General features: G+C 66.0%; 22 protein-coding genes. 12 read left to right on the forward strand and 10 right to left on the reverse strand.

What is annotated here, in order from left to right:
• Positions 1-81 precede the first annotated feature (81 nt).
• Positions 82-1,275 (forward strand): AI-2E family transporter, encoded by a 1,194-nt coding sequence (locus HQ354_RS10120; RefSeq protein ID WP_222634934.1) that lies wholly within the window; start codon positions 82-84, stop codon positions 1,273-1,275.
• Here the strand turns inward: HQ354_RS10120 and HQ354_RS10125 are convergent, their stop codons facing one another.
• On the reverse strand, positions 1,276-4,269 hold the full coding sequence (locus HQ354_RS10125; RefSeq protein WP_222634935.1) for an AAA family ATPase: 2,994 nt from the start codon (positions 4,267-4,269) through the stop codon (positions 1,276-1,278).
• Positions 4,266-5,468, reverse strand: coding sequence for an exonuclease SbcCD subunit D (locus HQ354_RS10130; RefSeq protein WP_222634936.1), 1,203 nt, complete (start codon positions 5,466-5,468; stop codon positions 4,266-4,268). The genes HQ354_RS10125 and HQ354_RS10130 overlap by 4 nt, the downstream gene beginning before the upstream one ends.
• Positions 5,469-5,554: 86 nt before the next feature.
• Here HQ354_RS10130 and HQ354_RS10135 point away from each other — a divergent pair, with 86 nt between their 5' ends.
• Positions 5,555-6,721 (forward strand): DNA recombination protein RmuC, encoded by a 1,167-nt coding sequence (locus HQ354_RS10135; RefSeq protein WP_068429014.1) that lies wholly within the window; start codon positions 5,555-5,557, stop codon positions 6,719-6,721.
• Between the two features lie 92 nt (positions 6,722-6,813).
• Positions 6,814-7,617: a DUF6542 domain-containing protein gene (locus tag HQ354_RS10140; protein ID WP_254303558.1), complete on the forward strand. Its 804-nt coding sequence runs from the start codon at positions 6,814-6,816 to the stop codon at positions 7,615-7,617.
• A gap of 85 nt (positions 7,618-7,702) precedes the next feature.
• Here the strand turns inward: HQ354_RS10140 and HQ354_RS10145 are convergent, their stop codons facing one another.
• Positions 7,703-8,713 carry a 4-hydroxy-3-methylbut-2-enyl diphosphate reductase gene (locus HQ354_RS10145; protein WP_222634937.1) on the reverse strand — a complete coding sequence of 337 codons (1,011 nt, stop codon included), beginning with the start codon at positions 8,711-8,713 and terminating at the stop codon, positions 7,703-7,705.
• An 89-nt stretch (positions 8,714-8,802) separates the two neighbouring features.
• Here HQ354_RS10145 and HQ354_RS10150 point away from each other — a divergent pair, with 89 nt between their 5' ends.
• From HQ354_RS10150 to HQ354_RS10160, 3 genes are read left to right on the forward strand one after another with little or no spacing between them, the layout of a single operon-like run.
• Complete coding sequence (locus tag HQ354_RS10150; RefSeq protein WP_068427864.1) at positions 8,803-9,360, forward strand: lipid droplet-associated protein; 558 nt, start codon at positions 8,803-8,805, stop codon at positions 9,358-9,360.
• Positions 9,357-10,577: an exodeoxyribonuclease VII large subunit gene (gene xseA / locus HQ354_RS10155; protein ID WP_222634938.1), complete on the forward strand. Its 1,221-nt coding sequence runs from the start codon at positions 9,357-9,359 to the stop codon at positions 10,575-10,577. The genes HQ354_RS10150 and xseA overlap by 4 nt, the downstream gene beginning before the upstream one ends.
• Before the next feature lie 8 nt (positions 10,578-10,585).
• Complete coding sequence (locus HQ354_RS10160) at positions 10,586-10,810, forward strand: exodeoxyribonuclease VII small subunit (protein ID WP_068427857.1); 225 nt, start codon at positions 10,586-10,588, stop codon at positions 10,808-10,810.
• Here the strand turns inward: HQ354_RS10160 and HQ354_RS10165 are convergent.
• Positions 10,807-11,376, reverse strand: coding sequence for a DUF4245 domain-containing protein (locus HQ354_RS10165; RefSeq protein ID WP_068427853.1), 570 nt, complete (start codon positions 11,374-11,376; stop codon positions 10,807-10,809). The two genes, HQ354_RS10160 and HQ354_RS10165, sit on opposite strands and share 4 nt — an antisense overlap.
• 125 nt (positions 11,377-11,501) lie before the next feature.
• On the opposite strand from HQ354_RS10165, the gene glpX reads away from it, so the two are divergent.
• Both glpX and HQ354_RS10175 read left to right on the forward strand, forming a co-directional pair.
• Entirely contained in the window at positions 11,502-12,542 is a 1,041-nt protein-coding gene (gene glpX, locus HQ354_RS10170) for a class II fructose-bisphosphatase (protein ID WP_068427851.1), read from the forward strand.
• A 43-nt stretch (positions 12,543-12,585) separates the two neighbouring features.
• Entirely contained in the window at positions 12,586-13,992 is a 1,407-nt protein-coding gene (locus HQ354_RS10175) for a class II fumarate hydratase (protein WP_068427849.1), read from the forward strand.
• Positions 13,993-14,149: 157 nt separating this feature from the next.
• Here HQ354_RS10175 and HQ354_RS10180 read toward each other — a convergent pair whose 3' ends face one another.
• On the reverse strand, positions 14,150-15,007 hold the full coding sequence (locus tag HQ354_RS10180; RefSeq protein WP_114328360.1) for an acyl-ACP desaturase: 858 nt from the start codon (positions 15,005-15,007) through the stop codon (positions 14,150-14,152).
• A gap of 128 nt (positions 15,008-15,135) precedes the next feature.
• On the opposite strand from HQ354_RS10180, the gene HQ354_RS10185 reads away from it, so the two are divergent.
• Positions 15,136-15,549, forward strand: a complete 414-nt coding sequence (locus HQ354_RS10185; RefSeq protein ID WP_167674853.1) for a limonene-1,2-epoxide hydrolase family protein — start codon at positions 15,136-15,138, stop codon at positions 15,547-15,549.
• Positions 15,550-15,613: 64 nt separating this feature from the next.
• Here the strand turns inward: HQ354_RS10185 and HQ354_RS10190 are convergent, their stop codons facing one another.
• On the reverse strand, positions 15,614-16,939 hold the full coding sequence (locus tag HQ354_RS10190; protein WP_068427845.1) for a PhoH family protein: 1,326 nt from the start codon (positions 16,937-16,939) through the stop codon (positions 15,614-15,616).
• Between the two features lie 432 nt (positions 16,940-17,371).
• Here HQ354_RS10190 and gdhA point away from each other — a divergent pair, with 432 nt between their 5' ends.
• Positions 17,372-18,709 carry an NADP-specific glutamate dehydrogenase gene (gdhA, locus tag HQ354_RS10195; RefSeq protein WP_167674855.1) on the forward strand — a complete coding sequence of 446 codons (1,338 nt, stop codon included), beginning with the start codon at positions 17,372-17,374 and terminating at the stop codon, positions 18,707-18,709.
• Positions 18,710-18,804: 95 nt separating this feature from the next.
• Here the strand turns inward: gdhA and glyA are convergent, their stop codons facing one another.
• Both glyA and HQ354_RS10205 read right to left on the reverse strand, forming a co-directional pair.
• Complete coding sequence (gene glyA / locus HQ354_RS10200) at positions 18,805-20,088, reverse strand: serine hydroxymethyltransferase (protein ID WP_167674857.1); 1,284 nt, start codon at positions 20,086-20,088, stop codon at positions 18,805-18,807.
• 59 nt (positions 20,089-20,147) lie between these two features.
• Positions 20,148-21,344: a DUF885 domain-containing protein gene (locus tag HQ354_RS10205; protein WP_167674859.1), complete on the reverse strand. Its 1,197-nt coding sequence runs from the start codon at positions 21,342-21,344 to the stop codon at positions 20,148-20,150.
• 127 nt (positions 21,345-21,471) lie between these two features.
• Between HQ354_RS10205 and coaA the strand changes: the two genes are divergently transcribed.
• Positions 21,472-22,395 carry a type I pantothenate kinase gene (gene coaA, locus HQ354_RS10210; RefSeq protein ID WP_068427837.1) on the forward strand — a complete coding sequence of 308 codons (924 nt, stop codon included), beginning with the start codon at positions 21,472-21,474 and terminating at the stop codon, positions 22,393-22,395.
• A gap of 44 nt (positions 22,396-22,439) precedes the next feature.
• On the opposite strand, the gene HQ354_RS10215 is transcribed toward coaA, so the two are convergent.
• Positions 22,440-23,222: an isoprenyl transferase gene (locus tag HQ354_RS10215; protein WP_068427835.1), complete on the reverse strand. Its 783-nt coding sequence runs from the start codon at positions 23,220-23,222 to the stop codon at positions 22,440-22,442.
• 127 nt (positions 23,223-23,349) lie between these two features.
• On the opposite strand from HQ354_RS10215, the gene HQ354_RS10220 reads away from it, so the two are divergent.
• A complete protein-coding gene (locus tag HQ354_RS10220) occupies positions 23,350-24,015 on the forward strand; it encodes a hemolysin III family protein (RefSeq protein ID WP_167674861.1) in 666 nt (221 codons plus the stop codon).
• On the opposite strand, the gene HQ354_RS10225 is transcribed toward HQ354_RS10220, so the two are convergent.
• Positions 24,012-26,021, reverse strand: coding sequence for a thioredoxin domain-containing protein (locus HQ354_RS10225; protein WP_167674863.1), 2,010 nt, complete (start codon positions 26,019-26,021; stop codon positions 24,012-24,014). The two genes, HQ354_RS10220 and HQ354_RS10225, sit on opposite strands and share 4 nt — an antisense overlap.
• Between the last annotated feature and the right edge of the window lie 2 nt (positions 26,022-26,023).

The raw sequence follows: 26,023 nt of genomic DNA on the forward strand, positions 1-26,023 counted from the left end.
GATGGGTAGGCGCCTGACCGAAGACATTAGAGTCACACGTGTAGCAACAGTGACTGCAGCCGGGGAAAAGGACTTACCGACGTGACGGAACAGGCAGCGCCCACACCGAGGACCGGGCGCGATCGGGGCGATCTCATCGGCGTCGGCGGAATGTGGCTGGCCAAATGGTCACTCATTCTCGTCTCCGTCGCGGCCGGTGCATGGGTGCTCGGCTGGCTGATCTCGGCGCTGTGGGTCGTCATCCTGCCCGCGCTACTCGCGATCATCGTCGCGACGGTCCTGTGGCCGCCCACCAAGTGGATGCTGCGCGTCGGCTTCCCTGCCGCGCTCGCAGCGACGCTGTCGCTCGTCGTGTTCTTCCTCGTCATCGGCGGCATCATCACGTTGATCGTGCCGTCGGTCGTCGACTCGGCTCCCGAGCTGGTCGACAAGGCGTCGGCAGGTGTGTCCCAGGTACAGGACTGGCTGAAGGGCCCGCCGGTCAACCTGCAGGACGAGCAGATCGACAACGCCGTCTCCGCCATCACCTCACGACTGCAGGAGAGCGGCTCGGCGATTGCATCCGGGGTGTTCACGGGAGTGTCCGCTGCTGGTTCGATCCTCGTGACACTCGCCCTCGTGCTGGTTCTGACGTTCTTCTTCGTCAAGGACGGCGTGAAGTTCATCCCGTGGCTGCACGGATTCGCCGGTGGTCGCGCCGGACGGCACCTCGCCGAAATCCTGGCTCGCATGTGGGCGACGCTCGGCGGATTCATTCGCACGCAGGCCATTGTCAGCCTCATCGACGCCTTCTTCATCGGACTGGGACTCGTCATTCTCGGCGTCCCCTTGGCCCTCGTGTTGGCCACGATCACGTTCCTCGGCGGCTTCATCCCGATCGTCGGTGCGTTCGTCGCAGGCGCCCTCGCGGTTCTGGTCGCTCTCGTAGCCAACGGACCGACGACCGCCCTGATCGTGCTGGTCATCATCATCGCGGTGCAGCAACTCGAAGGCAACGTGCTGCAACCGATCCTGCAGAGCCGCAGCATGAACCTGCACCCGGCGATCGTGCTTCTCGCGGTCACCGGCGGCGGTTCGGTGTTCGGCATCATCGGCGCATTCCTCGCCGTTCCCGCTGCGGCCGTCGCCGCCGTCCTGATCCGCTACGTGTCCGAGCAGATCGACGAACGCTCCGTCGAAGCCGACCGCAGCCAACTCGAGGACGAGGCACCCGACACCGAGGACCTCGTCACCGACGAGGACGGCAACAACAAGGATGCGAAGATCGAGAAATAGTCAGGACGCCGCGAACAACTCGATTCGCGACCCTACTCGCTCGCGGACCACGTGCAGCCTGCTCGGAATGCGTTGCCGCATCTCGTCGACGTGACTGACGATGCCGACGACGCGTCCGCCTGCCCGTAGTTCGTCCAGGACGCCCATCACCGATTCGAGTGTGTCCGCATCGAGCGTGCCGAACCCTTCGTCGATGAACATCGTGTCGAGTACGACGCCGCCCGACTCGGCTGCGACGACGTCGGCCAGGCCGAGGGCGAGTGCGAGCGAGGCGAGGAACGACTCGCCGCCGGACAGCGTCTTCGCGGACCGGACGACGCCGGTGTAGTCGTCACGGATGTCGAGGCCCAATCCTCCACGGCGACCGCGCGATTCCGCTTCGTCGGAGTGGACGAACTCGTAGCGCCCACCCGACATGCGATGCAGCCGGATCGACGCCGACTCGGCGACGTCTTCGAGCCGCGACGCCAGCACATACGACCGCAGCGACATCTTGCGTGCGTTCTGCCCGCGGCCGGCGACGACGTCGGCAAGTGCGGCGAGTTCGTCGTGCTTGGCACGCATGGGAGCTGCACGATCGACGGCGGCCCACAGCTGAGCTGTCAACTCCTCGACCTGTTCGGTCTTGCGTCTGCACTCGGCGTGCACGGCGACCGCGGCGTCGAGTTCCTCGGCTGCGCGGACAACCGCTGCCCGTGCCGGCTGCGTGTCGACGGGTTCGGTGCCGATCACCGCGGCGATGGCCGGCTCGGCCAGCACCTGTTCCGCGTGCGCGCGAATGTCGTTGGCCGACAGCAGCCGCTGCTCGATGTCGGCTGCACGCCTCGCGGGGATCACCGCGTGCGCGGCGTCTTCTGCCGAGGCGAACCCCGACTCGGAGACGAGATCGTCGAGTTTGCGGGTGAGCGTTGCTGCGACGGCTGCGGCATCTGCGGAGGCAACGCGCGCGTCGAGCAACGCGGTCGAGCGACGGATCAGCTGGTCCAACCGATGGGTGCGCTGGTCGATGCTGTCGCCGCCTGCGCCGATCGCGGTCGCGACTCTGGCCCGCATCTGCGCGACGGCCTGCACGATCTGCTCCCGCCTCGCGACGAGTGCCGCGGCCTCCGATCGCTGTTCCGCGACGACGGCTGCGATGCGCTGATCCTCCGATCGGAGTTCGTCGAGGCGTGCACGTCGCGGCGCCAACCCGTCGGCTTCGCGTCGCGCTGCAGTCAATGCGGTTGTGACCGAGTCGAGTTCGGCTGCAAGTCCTGCACTGTCGCGATCGCCCGACGCCTGCACCAGGCCGTCGATCGTGCGGTGGAGAGTCGCGACCTCTGCGGCGCACGAGTCGACGGTGGCCGCCGTCGCGCGCTCGTTCTTCGCTGCGGCGTCCTCGTCGGCTTCGGTGACGGTGGTCTCGGCGATCTCCGCTGGATTCGGATGCGCCGTCGAGCCGCACACACCGCACGCCTCACCGTCGATCAGCGATGCAGCCAGTTCTGCGGCCATGCCCGTCAGGCGGCGCTCCCGCAGGTCCAGCCACAGTTCGCGAGCGTCGTTGTGCGTCGTGCGTGCGGCATCGAGCGCCTTCTCCGACTTCGCCAACGCAGCGCGTTTCTTCTTCAGTTCGATCGCCGCGCGTACTGCCTCTGCGACGCGCGCCGACGTGCTCTCGAGCGTCGCGATCTCGGCCGATGCGTGCACGGCCGAGTCCACGGCGCGCTCGGCCGTCTCGATGGCCTCGGGCAGCGCGTCGCGTGTGCGCTGGAGCTCGCCGATTCGCCGTTCGACGGCGTCGTGCTGCTGTGCCAACTGGTCGGCGATGCGTTCGTCGGCGTCCGCGCGCCGTTCGACGGACCGCAGCTCGTCGAGGACCCCGACCTGGGTTGTCCACTCACGCGCGGCACGTGCGACGACAGTGCGCATGGCGGCGAGGTCCGAAGCATTCGAATCATGCTCCGCCAGAACGATTTCCGAGCCTGGCACAGCCGATAGCGAACGCCCCGCCTCGACGACCGAGCGCATCGCCTCGGCATGCGCGGCTGTGGCCGTCGCACACTCTTTCGCCAGTGCTGCAACCGGACCGGCGGCCGCGGACAGCTCGACCTCGCGGCGCATCGATTCACGTTCGGCGGCCGTTGCCTGAAATTCCGACAACTGCTGCTGTGCGACGTCGCGTCGCCGCTGCGCTGTTGCCGTGGATTCGAGGCGGCCCAGAGCTGCGACGGCAGCGTCGGACGTCGCGCGGGCGGACGCGAGAGCTGTCGTAGCCGTTCGAAATGCGTCTCTGCTGTTCTCGAGAATCTCGGTAGCCCAGTCGACCGGCTGCCGATCGAGTTGCTCGGGCTCCCCCGCGGCCGTCGAGATCTTGCCGACCAACTTGTCGATCGCGATGGACGACGATTCGAGCTCGGCCGCGCTCAGCCGACGCCGCTCCGCGAACCACTGCTCGACGTCGCCGAATCGAGCGGTGTCGAACAATCGCTCGAGCAGATTGCCGCGCTCGTCGCTGTCGGCACGCAGAAAACGGGCGAACTCTCCCTGCGGCAGCAACACGACCTGAAAGAACTGGTCTGCGCTCATTCCCAGCGCCGCGCCGACTGCCTCGCCGATCTCGTCGAGACGCGTCAGGTTCTGACCACTTCCGTCGAGCCAGGTCAGCGACGCCTTCGCGTTCTGCTTGGTAGTGCCGGTTCCGCGCTTCTTCGCCCGGAAGTACTCGGGACTGCGGACGATCTTGACGCGTCGGCCACCGAGTGTGGCTTCGAGCGTCACCGACGGCGCGGTGCCGTCCGCCGCGTGGTCCGACAGCAGTCTCTTGCCGTCACGGCGCGCGCCGGGAACCGTGCCGTAGAGCGCGAACGCGACCGCGTCGAGAATGGTTGTCTTTCCGGCGCCGGTCCGACCGTGCAGGAGGAACAATCCGTCCGCGCCGAGCGCGTCGAAGTCGACGCACTCGGTCTTGCCGAACGGACCGAAGGCAGTGACCTCTAGCCGGTGGAGCCTCACGCGGAACGCCCGAACACCGCATCGTGGTCGACGCTGGATTTCTCGTCCTTGGCTACGTCGTCACGCTGCACGGACGCCAAAGCACGCTCCAGCAAAGCGATTTCGCGCGAGGTCGGCGCGCTGCGCATATCGGCGACGAACGACGTCGCGATGTCGATGTCGGTGCGCCCACGAACTCGGTCACGGTAGGTGAACTCCGACGTGTTCGCCGGGCGAACCCATTCGAGATGGACTGCGTGCGGAAAACGGGTACGCAGCGACCGCATGGCATCGACCGGACGCACCGGATCGGTGAGAACCGCAGACACGTAATGCTTTTCGGCATCTGCGAACTCGTCGCTGCTCAGCAGCTCTTCGACGGTGCCCTGAAGTTGACTGAGGCCACGCACGATCGGAAGGTCGACCCGCTCGACGGTACCGAGACCGGCGGCGTCGAGTTCGAGAATCCAGACCGCCTTGCGGTGACTGCGTTCGCCGAACGAATACGGAAGCGGAGAACCCGAGTAGCGCACGCGCTCGCTCAGCGTCTGCGGAGAATGCAGGTGGCCCAACGCCACATAGTCGACGCCGTCGAACGCCGATGCAGGAGCGGTCTCGACGCCACCCGACGAGATGGTGCGCTCGGATCCGGTCGCTTCACCACCGACGATGAAAGCATGTGCGAGAACGACGGATCGGACAGCGGACCCGTCGGCGCGACGCCGGTCCAGATCGGTGCGAACACGGATCATCGCGGCGTCCAGTACCTCCGCGTGCGTGCGCGCCGCGGGAACGTCGAGTTCGAGGCGAGTGGTTTCCGGTTCGAGGTAAGGAATCCCGTAGAACGCGACGGGTCCGAAGTCGTCGTCGAGCACCACCGGCCGGTCGACGTCACCGACGCGCGTCATCAAGTGCAGGCCGCCCGCGGCGGCGAAAGCTGCACCCGCACCGAGGCGTGCGGGCGAATCGTGATTGCCCGACGTGGCCACGATGACCGCGCCTGCCGCTCGAATGGCCTCGAGACCCCTGTTGCACACCAGAACCGCGTCGGCGCTCGGCACCGCGCGGTCGTAGATGTCACCCGGAACGACGACGACGTCGATGCCCTGCGCGGCAACCAGTTCCGCGATCGCGTTCAGCGCCGCAGCCTGGTCGGCGAGCAGATCGACGCCGTGGAACGTGCGTCCGATGTGCCAATCCGAGGTGTGCAGGATCTTCATGGGAACGACGGTATCGGCTGCCACCGACAAACTTCGGGCGGCGCTCCGAGCCGAACCTGTCGGTGCCCCGGTGCATCATCGTCGCCATGAACGTACTCACCGCACTGGGAATGGCTTTCGCCTTCGCACTCGGCGGCGCGCTCGGCTGGTTGATGCATGCGCAGCGCGTCGGTGATCGTGCCGTCCGTGCCGAGGCTCAGCTGGCCGCGCTGCGCGACAACGAGGCGCTGCTGCGTCGCTCGCTCGCGGCCGTCAACGAGGATTCGGCACGCAGGCATTCCGGTGTCATCGGCCAGCAGGTGTCCAGCCTCGTGGAGCCGCTGCACGACGCGGTCGACGCTCTCACCGAGCACGTTCGTCAGGTCGAGCACAACCGCATTCGCGCCTATGCCGGGTTGACCGAACAGGTGTCGGGAATGCACCGCGCATCGGTAGATCTGTCGACGCAGACGTCTCAGTTGGTCACCGCGCTGCGTGCACCGCAGATCCGCGGCCGGTGGGGCGAGATGCAGCTCGAGCGGGTCGTCGAACTCGCCGGAATGGTCAAGCACTGCGATTTCGACACGCAGGTCAGCCGCGAGGGCATTCGACCCGACATGATCGTGCACCTGGCCGGCGGCAGGCAGATCGTCGTCGACGCCAAGGTCCCGTTCGCCGCCTATCTGGACGCGGCGCAGGAACAAGATCCCGACGCGCGCGCCAGGCAGCTGACACGCCACGCTCGGCACCTGCGCACCCACGTCGATCAGTTGTCGGCGAAGGAATACTGGCGCTCCTTCGAACCGACTCCCGAGTTCGTCGTGCTGTTCGTCCCGGGAGACCCGTTCCTCGATGCTGCGCTTACCTCGGACTCGTCGCTCCTGGAATATGCGTTCACGAGAAACGTGATTCTTGCCACCCCCACCACATTGGTGGCGTTGCTCCGCACGGTTGCGTACTCGTGGAAGCAGGAGTCGCTCGCGGAGGACGCGGCACGCATCCAGCAACTCGGTCGCGAGCTCTACTCCCGGCTCGGCACCGTGGCGTCGCATCTGGACAAGCTGGGAGGGCATTTGGGCAAGGCGGTGGAGTCCTTCAACTCGACGGTGTCGTCCGTCGACTCGCGTGTCGGAGTGACTGCCCGCAAACTTCACGAACTCGAGCTCTTCGACGGTGATGTCGTCGACGTTCGACGCGTCGACGCACGCCCCAGACTGTCCGATTCGTCGTACCCGAGCCGATCGTTCGGGCACGTCGACGACGCGGTGGGCTGAACAGCCGCTAACCTCGAGGGGTGTCTACCTCCCAACGTGCCCGCTCCGGGGTACCGCTGGATCAGCGTTCAGCCTTCGCGACCGTGCCCGGCGTGCCTGCGTGGGGGGCAGTGGCCATCGCCGGCGGCGCAACTTTCCTCGGCTTCGTCCTCGACGCGGCCCGCGGAACAGAGCTGACCTCTGCGTTCTCCAGCCTGTACATCATCGGTGTCGTCGTCGCGGCGCTACTCGTCCGCTATCGAGGCCTGTTCACCGCGATGGTGCAGGCGCCGCTGATTCTGTTCGTCGCGGTGCCGCTGTCGTACCAGTACTTCACCGAGAATCCCGGGACCAGCCTGAAGGACATCCTTCTCAACGTCGCCATTCCTCTCGTCAACCGATTCCCGGTCATGCTGCTGGGTACGGTGCTGGCGCTCGGCATCGGCGCACTCAGGGTGTTCCTCAAACGACAGAACTCGCACGCGCCCGCAGGTGCGGCCAAGCGCACGATGCGCGACCGCGCCCAGGAAACTCGCGACCGTGCGCGTGAGAACCGGGCCCGCATGGCTCAGGCCAAGCAGCGTCGCTCCGACGCGCCGACGGCGTCCGCGGCTGTTACCGAGACGCGCTCGCGACGCGCCAATCGCAACGCCCCTGGCCGGAACGCGTCACGCGAACCGCAGCGCGACCACGTCGCGCCGAGAATCGACCGTCCTGCCGCGGATCCGTACCGGCCCGAGCGGGGCTACGCGTCGGATTCAGTTCGTCGGGCTGCACCACGGCCGCAGCAGCCTCGGGTCCCCCGGCCTCCGGAGGTCGACCCGTACTCGGCGCCGAGAACTGCCGCGCCCGTCAGCGCGCACATCCCGCCGCATCCTGTGCCGCAGGTGCGTTACCGGGACCGCGGAGACGCGTAGGACACGTAGGCCCGAAACATCGATGGCCCGCGGCAACCTGTAGACGGTTGCCTCGGGCCATCGATGCGTAGAAGGAGGAAGCGCGTCAGGCCCTCGCCGCTCGCAGTTCGCGCGGAAGCGAGAAGACCAGCGTCTCGTTGGCGGTCGTGACCGGCTGGACGTCGGCGAAGCCGTGTTCGGCGAGCAGATCGATGACGCCCTGGACCAGGATCTCCGGCACCGACGCGCCCGAGGTGATGCCGACGGTCTTGATGCCGTCGAGCCAGGCGGGATCGACTTCCTTGGCGTAGTCGACCAGGTAGCTGGCCTTGGCACCTGCGGTGAGTGCGACCTCGACGAGGCGGACCGAGTTGGACGAGTTCTTCGACCCCACGACGATGACCAGATCGCATTCCGGCGCCATGGCCTTGACCGCGACCTGACGGTTCTGCGTCGCGTAGCAGATGTCGTCGCTGGGCGGATCCTGCAAAGTCGGGAACTTCTCACGCAGCCGCGCGACCGTCGTCATGGTCTCGTCGACACTGAGTGTGGTCTGCGAGAGCCAGATGACCTTGTTCTCGTCACGGACGGTGACGCCCTCGACCGCGTCGGGACCGTCGACGAGTTGAACGTGATCGGGAGCCTCACCTGCGGTGCCCTCGACCTCTTCGTGGCCTTCGTGTCCGATGAGCAGAATGTCGTAGTCGTCACGGGCGAACCGCTTGGCTTCCTGGTGCACCTTGGTGACCAGCGGGCAGGTGGCGTCGATCGTGCGCAGGTTGCGCTCCGCGGCCGACGCGTGCACCGCAGGCGAGACGCCGTGCGCGGAGAACACGAGCAGCGCCCCCTCGGGGACCTGATCGGTTTCGTCGACGAAGATCGCGCCGCGGTCGGCGAGCGTCTCCACGACGTGGCGGTTGTGCACGATCTCCTTGCGGACGTAGACCGGAGCGCCATGCTTTTCCAGTGCTTTCTCCACCGTTTCGACGGCGCGGTCCACTCCTGCGCAGTAGCCACGCGGCTCGGCGAGGAGGACACGCTTTGCACCTGAGTAGGCCGCAGCACCGTCGCCCGCAGGTCGTGCGATACCGAGATTCAAGGGAACAGCCGAAGACATACCAACAGGATACGTGTGGAACGGCGGGCACTTCGCTCCCCGAGCATGTCGGCTACCAAATTCATCCGTCTTCAGGCAGTCTGGTGTCCATGACTCGTGTCCCGTTTGCCGCACGCGTGGCCGCAGGTGTGGCCGTGACCGTCGTCGAAGAGGCGCGCAAGCTCCCCAGCACGGCCGTGACACTGCCGATGACCGTCATCAGCGAGATGCTGGCGACGACGATGCGCTTCCAGCAGCAGGTCACAGCCCTGGCGATCAAGGGTGACCAGGCGATTGCAGGCCTTCCGCTCCTCGGCACGCCGGACGAGGAACAGCCGTCGTGGGCGGTGTTCGACGAGGACGACACGAACGGTGAGGTCGACATCCCCGACCACGAACCGCCCGCAGCGACGGGCCGCTTCGCGCTGTATTCGACGCCTCCCGCCGAAGCCACCGAGGAGCCCGAACCCGCGGTGACGGCCGAGAAGCCCGACATCGTCGAACTCGTCGACTACGACACCCTTGCGCTCGCGCAGCTCCGTGCCCGCCTGCGCACGTTGTCGCTCGACGACCTGGAGACACTTCTGACGTACGAGAACTCCACCAAGTCTCGCGCTCCGTTCCTCACGATGCTCGAGAACCGAATCACCACAGCGAAAGCCAAGTGACAGCGAGTACAGCCGAACAGCCATGGCCGGTACGCACGGTCGCGATGAAGGTCGCGGGCTGGATCGATCGTCTCGGCAGTATCTGGGTCGAGGGCCAGCTGACGCAGATCAACGCGCGTCCGGGCACGCGCACCGCCTTTCTCGTCCTGCGTGATCCTTCCGCGGACATGTCGCTGTCGGTCACGTGTTCGCCGCAGTTGCTCGAACGCTCCCCCGTTCCACTGACGGAGGGCGCACGCGTCATCCTCTACGGCAAGCTGTCGTTCTACACCGGCCGCGGAACGATCTCGTTGCGCGCCACCGACATTCGAGCAGTAGGCGTCGGCGAGCTCTTGGCACGCATCGAGAAGTTGCGTGCGCTGCTCGCCGCCGAGGGCCTGTTCGATCCCCGACTCAAGCGACCGCTGCCGTTCCTGCCGAAGCGGATCGGATTGATCACCGCACGCGCGTCGGCTGCCGAACGCGACGTTCTCACCGTCGCGCAAAGACGATGGCCTGCAGTGCACTTCGAGGTTCGACATACTCCCGTCCAAGGCCCGACGGCGGTTCCCGCGATTCTCGACGCATTGAAAGACCTCGAGGGCAGCGTCGACGTCATCATCATGGCGCGCGGCGGCGGAAGCGTCGAAGATCTGCTGCCGTTCTCCGACGAGGCTCTGTGTCGCGCGATCTCACGGGCGACGACGCCCATCGTCTCCGCGATCGGGCACGAACCCGACAGCCCGCTGTCGGATCACGTCGCCGATCTGCGTGCTGCGACGCCGACGGATGCGGCCAAACTCGTCGTGCCCGACGCCGTCGCCGAGCAGAATCTCGTCGCCGAACTGCGCGCGAGAACCGCGGCAGCACTGCGCAACTGGGTCGCCCGCGAAGCGCGCGGCATCGAGATGATCCGGCACCGGCCTGCGCTCGCGGACCCCATCGCCGGCATCGATCGACGCGGCGAGGAAATTCAGCGACTCGTCGACGCGGCCCGACGAGACGTGCTGCGCGAACTGGCGAAGCAGGACACCCTCGTCGAACATCTGCGTGCTCGTCTGCAGACGCTGGGGCCGGCAGCCACGCTCGCTCGTGGCTATGCCGTCGTGCAGCGTATGGTCGCCGGCGAGGATCCCGAGGTGCTGCGTTCGGTGGACGACGCCCCACCCGGAACACAGATTCGTGTACGTGTGGCCGACGGTGCTGTCACCGCCGCGGTCATGGGCAAAGTTCGATAGGAGAGATCATGAGCGAAACACCCGTCGCGGAGATGGGCTACGAGGCTGCGCGCGACGAACTGGTCGATGTGGTCAAGGTGCTCGAGCAGGGCGGTCTCGACCTGGACGCGTCGCTGGCTCTGTGGGAACGCGGCGAGCAGCTCGCGACGCGCTGCGAGGAGCACCTGGCCGGGGCGCGCACCCGCGTCGAGAACGCGCTGGCCCACATCGAGGAGAACGACGCCGACAGCTAGGGTGTCAGCGGCGTGGCGCTCGTCGTCGCGGTCGCGAGCTCGGTGAACTCCTCGTTCGACCCGCTGCCGGTCACGAGCAGGCGCACGTCACCGAGGTCGGTGACCCAGACGGGCTCCTTGTCGCTCTGCTCGTAGACGATCCATTCCTTGCCGTCGATCGATTGCGTGCCCGACGCATAGCGCGGCTCGCCCACGGCGAACGGCACCAGCACGTCCTCGGTCGCGTTGGATTGGGTGAGCCTGATGTAGCGTCCGGCGCCGGAGATGAAGCCGACGTTGCTCACGTCGCCGCCCTGGTCGCCGGAGATCGACTGTCGGCTGCCCGAGTTGGGCGTCCAGTCCTCGGGAACCTTCGGGTTGCGGATCGGGAACGAAAGCTCGGAGGCGTCGTACTGCAAGGCGGCGTCGACGTCGAAGTTCGGGATCGGCCCCTGCTTGGGACCGCCCGGGCTGAGCGTGCATTGGCTGGCGATACCGGCGATCAACAGACACGCGATCACGAGCGGGATGAGAGACCACACCATGTCGCGGTTGTTGTTCAGAATCCGGGGTTTGCTGTTCGCCACGCAGTCCAGTATCCCCGCTGCTTGTCAGTGCTCGGTCGGCGCATGCCCTACGTCGCATGACGCGGCTCACGAATGAGATAATCGCGCCTGGGTACGACCCCCATCTACCAGGAGGCTACAAACCGATGACGGCCAGCACCGAGTCCACTCGCGCCATGGCGCCAGACCGCAACCTCGCCCTCGAACTCGTACGTGTGACCGAGGCCGGTGCGCTCGCGTCGGGCCGGTGGGTCGGTCGTGGCGACAAGGAGGGCGGAGACGGAGCAGCCGTCGACGCCATGCGCCAGCTGGTCAGCTCGGTCTCGATGCGCGGCGTCGTCGTCATCGGTGAGGGCGAGAAGGACGAAGCCCCGATGCTCTACAACGGCGAGCAGGTCGGCAACGGTAACGGCCCCGAGGTCGACTTCGCGGTCGACCCCGTCGACGGAACCACGCTGATGGCCAAGGGCATGCCCAACGCCATCTCGGTCCTCGCCGTCGCCGAGCGCGGTGCGATGTTCGACCCGTCGGCCGTGTTCTACATGGAGAAGATCGCCGTCGGCCCCGACTACGCCGATGTCATCGATATCACTGCACCGGTCAAGGAGAACATCGCCCGGATCGCGAAGATCAAGAAGGGCTCCGCTTCCGACGTCACGGTGTGCATCCTGGATCGCCCCCGCCACGCGGATCTCATCCAGCAGGTGCGCGACGCCGGATCCCGCATCCGCCTCATCTCCGACGGTGACGTCGCGGGCGCGATCGCCGCAGCACGTCCCGATTCGGGCACCGACATGCTCATCGGCATCGGTGGTACCCCCGAGGGAATCATCGCCGCCGCCGCGATGCGCTGCATGGACGGTGTGTTGCAGGGCCGCCTCGCCCCGACCGACGACGCCGAGCGCCAGAAGGCCATCGACGCAGGTCACGACCTCGACCGTGTCCTGACGACGCGCGACCTCGTCTCCGGCGAGAACGTCTTCTTCACCGCCACCGGCGTCACCGACGGCGACCTGCTCCGCGGCGTCCGATACGCGGGCGGCGGCGCGCACACGCAGTCCATCGTCATGCGATCCAAGTCCGGCACCGTGCGCATGATCGACGCCTACCACCGTCTCGAGAAGCTCCGCGGCTACAGCTCGGTCGACTTCGACGGCGACGAGAACGCGCACGCACCGTCGTTCTAGGCTGCATCCCAATCCGTGTAACCCGACTGGCAAAGTAAGGCTCATGACGCAGACAGACGATTCGCAGTACCGCATCGAGCACGACACCATGGGAGAGGTACGCGTCCCGATCGACGCGCTGTGGCGTGCTCAGACGCAGCGTGCGGTGGAGAACTTCCCGATCTCCGGCCGTCCGCTCGAGCGCACCCAGATCCGTGCGATGGGCCTGCTGAAGGCAGCCTGCGCTCAGGTCAACAAGGACCTCGGATTGCTCGACGCCGACAAGGCCGACGCCATCGTCGCCGCTGCCACCGAGATCGCCGACGGCAAGCACGACGACCAGTTCCCGATCGACGTCTTCCAGACCGGCTCGGGCACCAGCTCCAACATGAACGCCAACGAGGTGATCGCGTCGATCGCCAAGGCGAACGGCGTCGACGTTCACCCGAACGACCACGTCAACATGTCGCAGAGCTCCAACGACACCTTCCCGACGGCTACTCACGTCGCCGCCACGGAAGCTGCCGTCACGTCTCTGGTTCCGGCGCTGAAGCACCTGCACGAAGCTCTGGCCGCGAAGGCCACGGAGTGGAAGACCGTCGTGAAGTCCGGTCGCACCCACCTCATGGATGCCGTGCCCGTCACGCTCGGCCAGGAGTTCGGCGGCTACGCCCGTCAGATCGAAGCCGGCATCGAGCGCGTCGAAGCCACCCTCCCGCGTCTGGGCGAACTGCCCATCGGTGGCACCGCCGTCGGCACCGGCCTCAACGCACCCGACGGATTCGGCGCCAAAGTCGTTGCGGAACTGGTCAAGTCGACCGGTATCGACGCACTGACCGCAGCAAAGGACTCCTTCGAAGCACAGGCTGCTCGTGACGGACTCGTCGAGATCTCCGGCGCACTGCGCACCATCGCCGTGTCGCTCACCAAGATCGCCAACGACATTCGCTGGATGGGATCGGGACCGCTCACCGGCCTCGGCGAGATCCAGCTCCCCGACCTGCAGCCCGGTAGCTCGATCATGCCCGGCAAGGTCAATCCTGTTCTGCCCGAGGCTGTTACGCAGGTCGCGGCTCAGGTCGTCGGCAACGATGCCGCCACCGCGTTCGGTGGTGCATCGGGTGCGTTCGAGCTCAACGTCTACATCCCGATGATGGCGCGCAACGTCCTCGAGTCGCTCAAGCTGCTCGCGAACGTGTCGGTTCTGTTCGCCGACAAGTGCATCGTCGGCCTGCAGGCCAACACCGAGCACCTCAAGACGCTCGCCGAGTCGTCGCCGTCCATCGTGACGCCGCTGAACTCCGCGATCGGCTACGAGGAAGCTGCCGCCGTCGCGAAGCAGGCTCTGAAGGAGAAGAAGACGATCCGTCAGACCGTCATCGATCGCGGACTCATCGGCGACAAGCTGAGCGAGGAAGAGCTCGACAAGCGTCTCGACGTCCTGGCCATGGCGAAGGTCAAGGACCAGTAGTCACCCGCCCCCTTTCCGCATCGATGGACCGCGGCATCCGCTAGACGGATGCGGTGGTCCATCGATGTTTTCGGGGACTGTCGGCCCGACAACATCGATGGCCCGTGGCAACCGTCTACAGGTTGCCACGGGCCATCGATGCGTAACAGGGCCGGCGTCAGGCCAGATGCGCCAACTCGTCGCGCGCCTTCTTGCCCTCGTCGCCGAGGTCGTCGCGGCCGAAGACGTTCCAGGTCGCGAGCAGTGGCTTGAACACCTTCTCGCGCTGTTGGTCGTCGTCGTAGATTCCCGCTTCTTTCAGCGCTTCGGTGCTGTTCGCCTTGCTCGGCAGGTCGACGACCGGAATGGCGTAGCCGTTGATGCGGTCCGCGACGGCGCGCATCGTCTGGTCCGGTACGACGCCGAATCCTTCGGTGACGATGTTCGCGTAGAAGCGCGACTGCAGGACGTCGTCGGCTGCGATCTTCGTCAGGATCGTCGCGAGCACCTTGTCGCCGCCCAGTGCGACGGTGTTGGTGTTGCGCAGTGCCGCGGCGGACTCGTCGATCGCGAAGTGCGCGACGATGTCGAGCACGTGCAGGCTCGGCGCGGAGTAACCCCGCGTCATCTCCTCCATACGCACGCGCTCGAGCGCGACGGGATCGACCGCACGCGTCAGAACCAGGTAGTCGCGAAGCACGATCGCCTGACGGTTCTCCTCCGACGTCCAGCGACCCGTCCACTTCCACCAGGCACCGAGCCCGGTGAGTGCCCGAGCCAGCTCGCGGTGGTAGGCGGGCAGGTTGTCGGCCACGAGCACCCCGACGGTGGCCGAGAGGATCTCGACGTCGCTCAGGTGGGACTGCTCGGGCGACCAGTCCTCACCACCGAGGAACGCGAAGTTCTTGCCCTCGTCCCACGGCGCGAAATCGTGGGGGTGCCAGTCCTCGGCTTCGTCGAGGTGGCGACGCAGGTTCTCTTCCACGGCGGGCTCCAACCGGAGCAACAGGTCGCCGTCCGTCATGTTCGTAGGCATCCGACAACCGTAGCGCCTCGTGGTGGACGACAGATGTCGTGCCCTGGACGTCTGTGAATTGTCCCAACGTCGCTGATAGCGCAGGTCTACGCTCGATTCGTCCGTGAAACGAGGGGGAGGGATTCGCCATGACCGAGACGACGCAGGCCACCGAAGTGGTCGAGACCATGCTGCACGCGCTGCGGGACCGGAAGGTCGACACGGCCGTCGATCTGTTCGACGACGGGATCGTCTGGCACAACGTCGGGCTTCCCAAGGTGCGGGGACGCGACCGCGTCGGCAAGTACATGACGGCGCTCGCGAAACCAGAATGGGGTTTCGACGTCACGATCCACAACATCGCCGCGAACGGGAACATCGTGTTGACCGAACGTACCGACGCGATCGTCTACCGGCGCCTGCGCGTCGATTTCTGGGTGTGTGGCACGTTCGAACTGCGCGACGGCAAGATCGCCGTGTGGCGCGATTACGGCGACGTCGCCGACATCTCGAAAGGATTCGCGAAGGGCGCTTTCCGTGCCCTCGTGAGTGGGAATGCATAGCGTCCTCCGGTCGTTCCGCAGGCTCCACTCCTGCCCCGCTATACATTCCCACTCACGGGCGCCGCTAGGCGCCTGCGGGACCGAACTCTTCCAGCATCTCCGTCACCAGCGCGGCGATCGGCGAACGCTCACTGCGCGTGAGGGTGATGTGCGCGAAAAGCGGGTGTCCCTTGAGCTTTTCGATGACCGCGGCGACGCCGTCGTGACGCCCGACGCGCAGGTTGTCGCGCTGCGCGACGTCGTGCGTGAGGACGACGCGTGAGCCGCTGCCCAGTCGCGACAGCACCGTCAACAGGACGTTGCGTTCGAGTGACTGCGCTTCGTCGACGATCACGAACGAATCGTGCAGCGACCGTCCTCGAATGTGGGTCAGCGGCAACACTTCCAGCATTCCGCGGGCGATGACTTCTTCCATCACCTCGGGGCTCGCGAGCCCGTCGAGGGTGTCGAAGACCGCCTGGGCCCACGGACCCATCTTCTCGCTCTCGCTACCGGGGAGGTACCCCAACTCCTGACCGCCCACGGCGTAGAGAGGCCGGAACACAACGACTTTCCGATGTGTGCGACGCTCCAGGACCGCTTCGAGTCCGGCCGTCAGCGCCAGCGCCGACTTTCCGGTACCGGCCTTGCCGCCGAGCGAGACGATACCGACGCTCTCGTCGAGCAGAAGATCGAGCGCCACACGCTGTTCCGCGGACCGACCGTGCAGGCCGAACGCCTCGCGCTCACCGCGGACCAGCTGAACCTGCTTGTCGGGTGTGACGCGCCCCAACGCGCTCGAACGACCACCGAGCAGACGAACTCCGGTGTGACACGGCATCTCTCGCGCACCGTCGAGATCGATGACGCCCTCGGCGAACAGCTGATCGATGTCGCCGGGCTGCACCTCGAGTTCGGCCATACCGGTCCATCCCGACGGCACGACGTCGTGCGCGTGGTACTCGTCGGCGCGAAGTCCGACGGCGCCGGCTTTGACGCGGAGCGGGATGTCCTTGCTGACCAGCACGACGTCTTTGCCCTCGGCTGCGAGATTGAGTGCGCAGGCGAGGATTCGAGAGTCGTTGGAATCGGTTCGGAATCCCACGGGAAGCACCGACGGATCGGTGTGATTGAGCTCGACTTGCAGTGTGCCGCCGTCGTTTCCGATCGGAACCGGCTGATCGAGACGGCCGTGCTCGACACGGAGATCGTCGAGCATACGTAGGGATTCCCGCGCGAACCATCCCAGTTCGTGGTGATGGCGCTTTCCCTCCAACTCGCTGATGACCACCAGCGGCAGGACCACGTTGTGCTCGGCGAACCGGATGACTGCCCACGGGTCCGACAACAGAACCGAGGTATCCAGGACGAAGGTCCGAAGAGGGGCGGAAACGGAGCGTGAAGTGGTCACGTGGGGCTCCTATGTCTCGCGCGGCACCGCGCGGACTGTGTCGCTCGGCCGGTCGGTCTGGCGTGTCAGATGACACGAGGACCGGGTGCCGGCCCTCTCGCGCTCACTAGCTCAGTCACGTATCAGAACCTCCCGCACAGACAACTTCCCCGCTGCCTGTTACTGCCGACGGTACAGGCGATTCCGGCGATTGGCTCGGCGAGCGAAGGGCGTGTCGATGAACAACGCGTAAACCGATTTCAGCTGCTGCGACGGCGCGAAACGCACGGAATCCAGGCGAGTCCGCGACGGTGTCGCGGCGCCCGGTGGGCACATTCGGCGTGCGAATGCGGCTGTCTGCATTCATACCATTTCGTCGGCCCCGAGCTAACCCACTTCGATACCTGTCAATTGATTTGAAAGGATTACCTAACATACGAAAGGAAGACGATCGTGAACGCCAAGCTGGAGAAAGCACTCGCCGAAGTAGTCCGCCGCAACGCAGGTGAGCCCGAATTCCACCAAGCCGTCACCGAGGTGTTCGAGTCGCTCGCCGTCATCGTGGAGCGCTATCCCGATTACGCCGACGCGGCGCTCATCGAGCGGCTGTGCGAACCGGAGCGACAGATCATCTTCCGTGTTCCGTGGATCGACGACGCAGGCCAGGTCCACGTCAACCGGGGCTTTCGGGTGCAGTACAGCAGCGTCCTCGGACCCTACAAGGGCGGACTGCGCTTCCACCCGAGCGTCAATCTGTCGATCGTGAAGTTCCTCGGCTTCGAGCAGATCTTCAAGAACTCGCTGACCGGGCTTCCGATCGGCGGAGGCAAGGGTGGTGCCGACTTCGATCCGAAGGGGCGTAGCGACTTCGAAGTGCTGCGGTTCTGCCAGTCCTTCATGACCGAGCTGTACCGTCACATCGGCGAGTACACCGACGTGCCTGCCGGTGACATCGGCGTCGGAGGACGCGAGATCGGATACCTCTTCGGCCAGTACAAGAGACTCACCAACACGCACGAATCGGGTGTGCTGACGGGCAAGGGCTTGAGCTGGGGTGGATCCCAAGTCCGCAAGGAGGCAACGGGATACGGCCTCGCCTACTTCGTGTCGAACATGCTCGCCGCCGAGAACGACTCGTTCGACGGCAAACGCGTCACGGTGTCGGGCTCGGGCAACGTCGCGATCTACGCGATCGAGAAGGTCCAGCAACTCGGCGGCCTCGTCGTCGCCTGTTCCGACTCGAACAGCTACGTCGTCGACGAGGACGGCATCGACCTCGACGTACTGAAGGACATCAAAGAGGTTCGGCGCGGGCGACTTTCCGAATACACCGAACAGCGCCCGAACGCTCACGTGGTCGAGGGAGGTTCCGTGTGGGACGTGGCCTGCGACGTCGCATTGCCGTGTGCAACGCAGAACGAGCTCGACGACAAAGCCGCCGAGACCCTGGTGCGAGGCGGGACGACGATCGTCGCCGAGGGCGCCAACATGCCGGTGACGCCTCGCGCAACCGCGGTCTTCGAGAAGGCCTCGGTACGTTTCGCGCCCGGCAAAGCAGCGAATGCGGGCGGTGTGGCGACGTCGGCGCTGGAGATGCAGCAGAACGCGTCGCGCGACTCGTGGCATTTCGACTACACAGACCAGCGATTGGCGTCGATCATGTCCGACATCTTCGACCGGTGCCGCGACTCCGCCGACGAGTACGGCCGGCCCTACGACTATGCGCTCGGCGCGAACATCGCCGGCTTCACCAAGGTTGCCGACGCCATGATCGCGACGGGCGTGATCTGACCCTCCCCGACAACATCCGCTTCCGTAAAACATCGAAGGGCCGTGGCAACCGTCTATCGGATGCCACGGCCCATCGATGCCGGAACGAGAGGCGTCTAGCCCAGCAGGCCCCAGTCCTCGAGGCCGTCGTACAGCGGCTTGCTCTGCGCCAGCTTCACGACGCGGTCCTTCAGGGAATCGCTGGCCTCACCGGTTGCGAGGGCGGTGCCGATGATGTCGGCGACCTCGGTGAACTCGGCTTCACCGAAACCACGCGTTGCGAGGGCTGCGGTTCCGATACGCAGACCGGAGGTGACCATCGGCGGGCGCGGGTCGAACGGCACGGCGTTGCGGTTGACGGTGATGCCGACCTCGTGCAGCAGATCCTCGGCCTGCTGGCCGTCGAGCTCGCTGTTACGCAGGTCCACCAACGCCAGGTGAACGTCGGTGCCACCGGTCAGGACCGAGACACCCTTGTCGGCGACGTCCTTGGCGAGCAGACGCTCGGCCACCAGCGAAGCGCCCAGCAGCGTGCGCTCCTGACGTTCCTTGAACTCGGGCGTCGACGCGATCTTGAAGGCCACGGCCTTCGCTGCGACGGCGTGCATGAGCGGGCCGCCCTGCTGGCCCGGGAACACGGCCGAGTTGATCTTCTTGGCCCATTCCTTCTTGGCGAGGATCAGGCCGGAACGAGGTCCGCCGAGGGTCTTGTGAACGGTCGAGGACACGACGTCGGCGTAGGGCACGGGCGACGGGTGGAGTCCGGCGGCAACCAGGCCGGCGAAGTGGGCCATGTCGACCCACAGCAGTGCTCCGACCTCGTCGGCGATCGAACGGAACGCCTCGAAGTCCTGGTGACGCGGGTAGGCCGACCAGCCTGCGATGATGACCTGCGGCTTCGACTGGACGGCCTGCTTACGCAGCTCGTCCATGTCGATGCGGTGGTCTTCCTTGCTGACGCCGTAGGACTCGACCTCGTACAGCTTGCCGGAGAAGTTGAGCTTCATGCCGTGCGTGAGGTGGCCGCCGTGGGCGAGATCGAGACCGAGGATCTTGTCGCCCGGGTTGATCAGCGCCATCAGGACGGCGGCGTTGGCCTGCGCACCCGCGTGCGGCTGAACGTTGGCGAACTCGGCGCCGAACAGTTCCTTCGCACGGTTGCGGGCGAGATCCTCGACGACGTCGACGTGCTCGCAGCCGCCGTAGTAGCGGCGTCCCGGGTAGCCCTCGGCGTACTTGTTGGTCAGAACGCTGCCCTGGGCCTGCAGAACTGCGCGGGGAACGAAGTTCTCCGACGCGATCATCTCCAGGGTGTCGCGCTGACGACCGAGTTCGCCCGCCATCGCCTCGGCGACCTCGGGGTCGAGTTCGGCCAGCGACAGGTTGTTGACGTCGGTCATTTCAAGAATCTCCAAGGGGAACGCAGTGGGATTGGCGTACCCAGTTTAGAAGATGCGGCTCACGCCTCTCGCAGCGCGCTCGGAATCAGGGGCTCGTCGAGAAGCCGTCCGAACAGGGCGGATCGTTCGGTGACCGTTTTGCCCTGATCGAGCCAGCTTCCCAGGAGCTTGTATCCCTCGACGTAGGTGCTGATGTAGGCCCTCCACAGCGGCGACGACAGGAACTTCAGGCTCTGACGCGCCCGCTTCGGCGACGCCAGCGACCATTTCTCCAAGTAAGCGGCGACGTCGTCCTGGCTTCGGTGCTGATCGTGCAGCAACAGGGCAGCGTCCTGACGAACCCCGAGCAGCTGGCCCGACGCATTCGCCAGTCGCTCGGCTTTCTCGCCGTCGAAACGCAGACCGAGGTCGGCGTAGATCTCCTGCGCCCACAGACCCCATCCCGGTCCGACGATGGACTTCAGCGCGAGGTCGGCAAGGCCTTCGGCCATCAGACACTGCGGGGTGTTGACGAGGAACAGCGTCTGCTCGAGCTGGCCCGACGAGACGAGACCGGCTTCCTTGCGGCAGTGCTCGGTGTGGTGGCCCGGGTACGCCTCGTGCGCGATGAGGTGCGGCAGGTTCGCCATCTGTTGCTCGAGGTCGGAGTTGATCGCGACGGTCGACTTGTAGTCGCCGAGGTAGTAGTTGAAGCCCGACCAGGGCTTGTCGCCGACGACCTCGTACGTCACCTGCTCGGTCTCGGGCAGCGTGTACTCGGCGCGGACCTTGTCACGCAACGCGCTGGAGAACGCGTCGACACACTCCTGGAGGCGGTCGGCGGGAACGACGTCACTCGCCCGATGCGCGGCCAGACGCTCGGCGAGCGAGCCCGGACCGGCCAGGACCTCGTCCATGCGGCGGTGCGCCTCGCGGTACTCGTCCTGATCGCCCGCCTCGATGCGGACGTCGAAGTAGGCGAACACCTCGTCGACGAATCCGATGTCGTCGCCGGCGAACTTCCGCCCCGAGCATTCGAGCGCACGCAGGTGCACGTCGATGAATTCGGCCCGCTGCGTCGGCAACTCGGTGTTGCGCATTTCCCCTCGCAGTTCCGCGGCCCGACGCGCCAGCGCGCGCGGCTCGGGAGCGGGGGCGTTCTCGACCTGTCGACGCAGCTCGGGATCGCCGGTGTAGGCGTCGACGAAGCCTTCCTCCAGTCGATCGAAGCCGAGACCGAGGACGAGATATTCACGAACAAAACTATCGGTGTTCATGAGATCCGACGATAGGTGAGCCACCCCGGCCGTGCGAGCCGCCGTGGCACCGAGCACAATCTGAGAACATGGGAAGACCCTCGTGCGCCTTTTGCGTACTTTCCGGTACTCGAAAGGCTCACGAGCAGTGAGCGAATCCAGCCCGTACGTCGAGTTCGACCGCAAGCAGTGGCGCACGCTCCGCCAGTCGACGCCGTTGGTGCTCACCGAGGAAGAACTCGTCGGCCTGCGTGGTCTCGGTGAGCAGATCGACCTGGAGGAAGTGGCCGAGGTCTATCTGCCGCTTGCCAGGCTCATTCATCTCCAGGTCGCTGCGCGTCAGCGACTGTTCGCCGCGACGGCCACGTTCCTCGGCGAGAAGCACCCGGATCGGCAGGTGCCGTTCGTCATCGGCGTCGCCGGAAGCGTCGCCGTCGGGAAATCGACGACGGCTCGTGTTCTGCAGGCGCTGCTCGCCCGCTGGGACCACCACCCACGCGTCGACCTCGTCACGACCGACGGATTCCTCTATTCGACGGCCGAACTCATGCGTCGAGGCATCCTGCACCGCAAGGGTTTTCCGGAGAGCTACGATCGCCGCAAGTTGCTGCGCTTCGTCACGGAGGTCAAATCGGGTGCGGAAGAGGTTGCGGCGCCCGTGTATTCGCACGTGTCGTACGACATCGTCAAGGGTCAGCTCCACATGGTTCGGCAGCCCGACATCCTCATCGTCGAGGGGCTGAACGTGCTTCAGACCGGACCGCGCCTGATGGTGTCGGATCTGTTCGACTTCTCCATCTACGTCGACGCGCGCATCGAGGACATCGAGTCCTGGTACGTCAAGCGGTTCCTCGCACTGCGTGAGACGTCGTTCGCGGATCCGGATGCGCACTTCCACCACTACGCGAATCTGTCCGACGAGCATGCGCGGATCGCCGCCGAGGATCTGTGGCACTCGATCAACCTGCCGAACCTCGTCGACAACATCCTGCCGACGCGGCCGCGGGCGACGATGGTGTTACGTAAGGACGCCGATCACACGATCAACCGGTTGCGGCTTCGCAAGCTGTAGTCGTGCGCGCGAATGTACAGCGGGCTGTACATTCGCGCGCACGACTACACCCCGAACCGTCGATGCCGCGCGGCGTAGTCACGCAGAGCGCGCAGGAAGTCGACGCGTCGGAATTCCGGCCAGTAGGCCTCGGTGAACCAGATCTCCGAGTACGCGCTCTGCCAGAGCAGGAAACCCGACAGCCTCTGCTCCCCCGACGTGCGGATCACGAGGTCCGGATCGGGCTGCCCGGACGTGTACAGGTGTGAATCGATGGCGTCGACGGTGATCGACTGGACCAGATCCTCCCCGGACACCCCCTCCGAGATCTGCTCGCCGATCAGCGACTGCACGGCGTCGGCGATCTCCTGTCGTCCGCCGTAGCCGACGGCGACGTTGACGTGGGTTCCGGACCGACCTGCGGTGAGGTCGGCGGCTTCCTTGAGACGGCGTGCCGTTGCTGCCGGCAACAGGTCGAGCGTGCCGACGATCTTCACGCCCCAGTTCTGTTCCGGACCACAGATCTCCTCGACGACGTCGGTGATGATCTCGAGCAGCGAATCGAGCTCGTCGGGATCGCGTCGCAGATTTTCGGTGGAGAGCAGATAGATGGTGGCCATCTCGATACCTGCCGCGTCGCACCAACCGAGCATCTCGGCGATCTTCAGCGCGCCCATCCGGTGTCCGTGTGCGACGTCGGTGAAGCCGTTCTCACGTGCCCAGCGGCGGTTGCCGTCGCACATCACAGCGACGTGACGCGGATGCGCCACACCGTCGAGCTGAGTCAGCAGACGTCGCTCGTACACGTTGTAGAGGACGCTGCGCACCTTGGTCGGGAGAATCTTCACCGAGACATCACCACTGCCACATCACCACGGGGGACAACCTTACGCCGACACTGTCGAACTACTCGCCGGTACAGTGAGCAGCGAACCTACGGTTGCGTAGGTTCGGGCACGTGAGGAGGTCACGCCGATGACGATGTTCGGAATCGACGAACTGCCGGTCAAGCCGCGTATGCGGGGCTGGATTCACCTGTATGCGTTCGGATTCGCGGTCGTATCCGGAATCGTGCTGGTCACCCTCGCGTTCACGCTCGTCTCGGTGAGCGCCGGTATCGCAACCGCGGTCTACGCGACGACGGTCTGCGGTGTGTTCGGTGTGAGCGCCACGTACCACCGCGTGCACTGGGACAACCCGACGCATCGCATATGGATGAAGCGGGCCGACCATTCGATGATCTTTCTGTTCATCGCCGGCAGTTACACCCCGTTCGCGGTGCTCGGCCTGCCGACCGCGACGGGCCGCACGCTGCTGATCGTCGTCTGGGCAGGCGCGCTGGGAGGCGTCGCACTCAAGATGCTGTGGCCGCATGCGCCGCGGTGGGTCGGCGTCCCGCTCTACCTGCTCCTGGGATGGGCGATCGTTCCGGTCGCTCCGACGCTCATCGAGCACGTCGGCTACGCACCGTTCGTACTGCTTCTCGTCGGCGGCGTCCTGTACAGCGTCGGCGCCGTTCTGTACGCCACCAAATGGCCCAACCCATGGCCGACGACGTTCGGGCACCACGAGTTCTTCCACGCGGCGACCGTGCTCGCGGCGATCTGCCACCTCGTCGCGGTGTGGCTCGTGGTCTTCTAGCGCCGCAAGGCGGCGATCAGGTGGTCTTCGGTGGTGACGGGCCGATCGCACACGAATCCGCGGCACACGTACGCCGCCTCCCGACCGTCGACGGTCGGTCGATCGGCGAGCAGAGGCGACGAATCGACGACGCCCGAGACGATCGTCGTACCGCCGGGTGCGTACCGGCGCGCCACCTCGAGCAGACGGCCGGACTCGCTGGCAGAGATGGCCACCTGCAACGGGCCTCGCACCGACGCTTCCGCCACCGCGAGCCAGTGGCCGCCCGATCGCGGTGCACGCCCCAGCACGACGGCTGCGCGCGCCAGACCGGCTGCCGCCAGCTCCCCGTACCGCGCCGACTCCGACGGCGGTACCAGCGCCTCGGCCGTCAGCAGAGCCCCGGTGATCGTCGACGCCCCCGACGGGGTCGCGTTGTCGAGGGGATCACGCGGACGGGTGACGAGAGTTTCGGCGTCGTCGGCGGTGTCGAACCAGCTGCCGGGGTTGTCCGCGTCGGCGAAGTGAGCGATTGCCGCATCGAGCACGGTGCGCGCGCGGTCGGACCAGACCGGATCCCCGGTGGCCTGGAACAGCGTCTGCGACGCGACCGCGAGACTCGCGTAGTCCTCGAGCACCCCCGGTGCCTCACCGACGTGGGATCCGAGCGACGCCCGACGCAGCCGGCCGTTCTCGTCGTGCGTCGCGAAGATCTGTTCGGCGCATTCGACGGCAGCATCGACCCAGTCGCTGCGTCCGAGGCCGGATCCGACTTCGGCGAGGGCGGTGATCGCGAGCCCGTTCCACGCGGTGACGACCTTGTCGTCGCGTCCCGGCTGAGGACGACGGTCGCGTGCGTCTTGCAGTGCTGTGCAGACACGGTCGAAACGTTCGATGTCGTCCGGATCCTCCGGCAACTGCAGCACCGACATGCCGGCTTCGAACGTGCCCGTGGTGTCCACGACGAACAGGCCTGCAGCCCACACACCGTCCTCGAACCCGAGGACCTCGACGAACTGTTCGGGTGTCCACGCGTACGTCAGACCTTCGACGCCTTCGGTGTCGGCATCGAGGGCGGATGCGAAACAACCACTGTCGGTGCGTAGTTCGTGCAGCATGAATCCTGCTGTCGCGGTGGCGACGCGCAGGGCCGTCGAATCGCCCGTGACGCGGGCGAGATGACCGTAGAAGCGAAGCAGCAAGGCGTTGTCGTACAGCATCTTCTCGAAGTGCGGGACGACCCATTCCGCGTCGACCGAGTAGCGCGCGAATCCGCCGCCGATCTGGTCGTACATCCCGCCACGAGCCATCGCCGACGCCGTACGCATCACCGTCGCCAGAGCTTCTTCGGACCCGGTGCGTTCGTGATGACGCAGCAGCCCTTCGAGCAACGGTCCCGGTGGAAACTTGGGTGCACCTCCGAAGCCACCCCGGTCGACGTCCTCGTCCCGCAGCACGGCGGCGACGGCGTCGGCGAGCAGGTCGGCGTCGACGGGTCGATCCGACGCCGGTAGCCCGCCCGAGTTCTGCTTCAAGGCCGTGACGACGGCAGCCGACGCGTCGAACACCTCGGTGCGACGCGTCCTCCACGTGTCGGCGATGGCCTCGAGCAACTGGGTGAACGACGGACTACCCGCGCGTGGTTTCGGTGGGTAGTAGGTGCCGCAGTAGAACGGCTCGGTGTCCGGGGTCAGGAAGCAGGTCATCGGCCAGCCGCCCTGGCCCGTCATCGCGACCGTCGCGTTCATGTAGACCGCGTCGAGGTCGGGGCGTTCCTCGCGATCGACCTTGATGCAGACGAAATGCTCGTTCATGACGGCCGCGGTGGCCTCGTCCTCGAACGACTCGTGTGCCATGACGTGGCACCAATGGCATGCGGAGTACCCGATGGACAGCAGGATCGGCACGTCGCGCTCGCGGGCGGACTCCAGTGCTTCTTCGGACCACTGCTGCCAGTGCACCGGGTTGTCGGCGTGCTGCCGCAGGTACGGACTGGTCGAGTCCCCGAGTGCGTTGGCGCCGAGCATCG

Source organism: Rhodococcus sp. BP-261, assembly GCF_019835205.1.
GTDB lineage: Bacteria > Actinomycetota > Actinomycetes > Mycobacteriales > Mycobacteriaceae > Rhodococcoides > Rhodococcoides kyotonensis_B.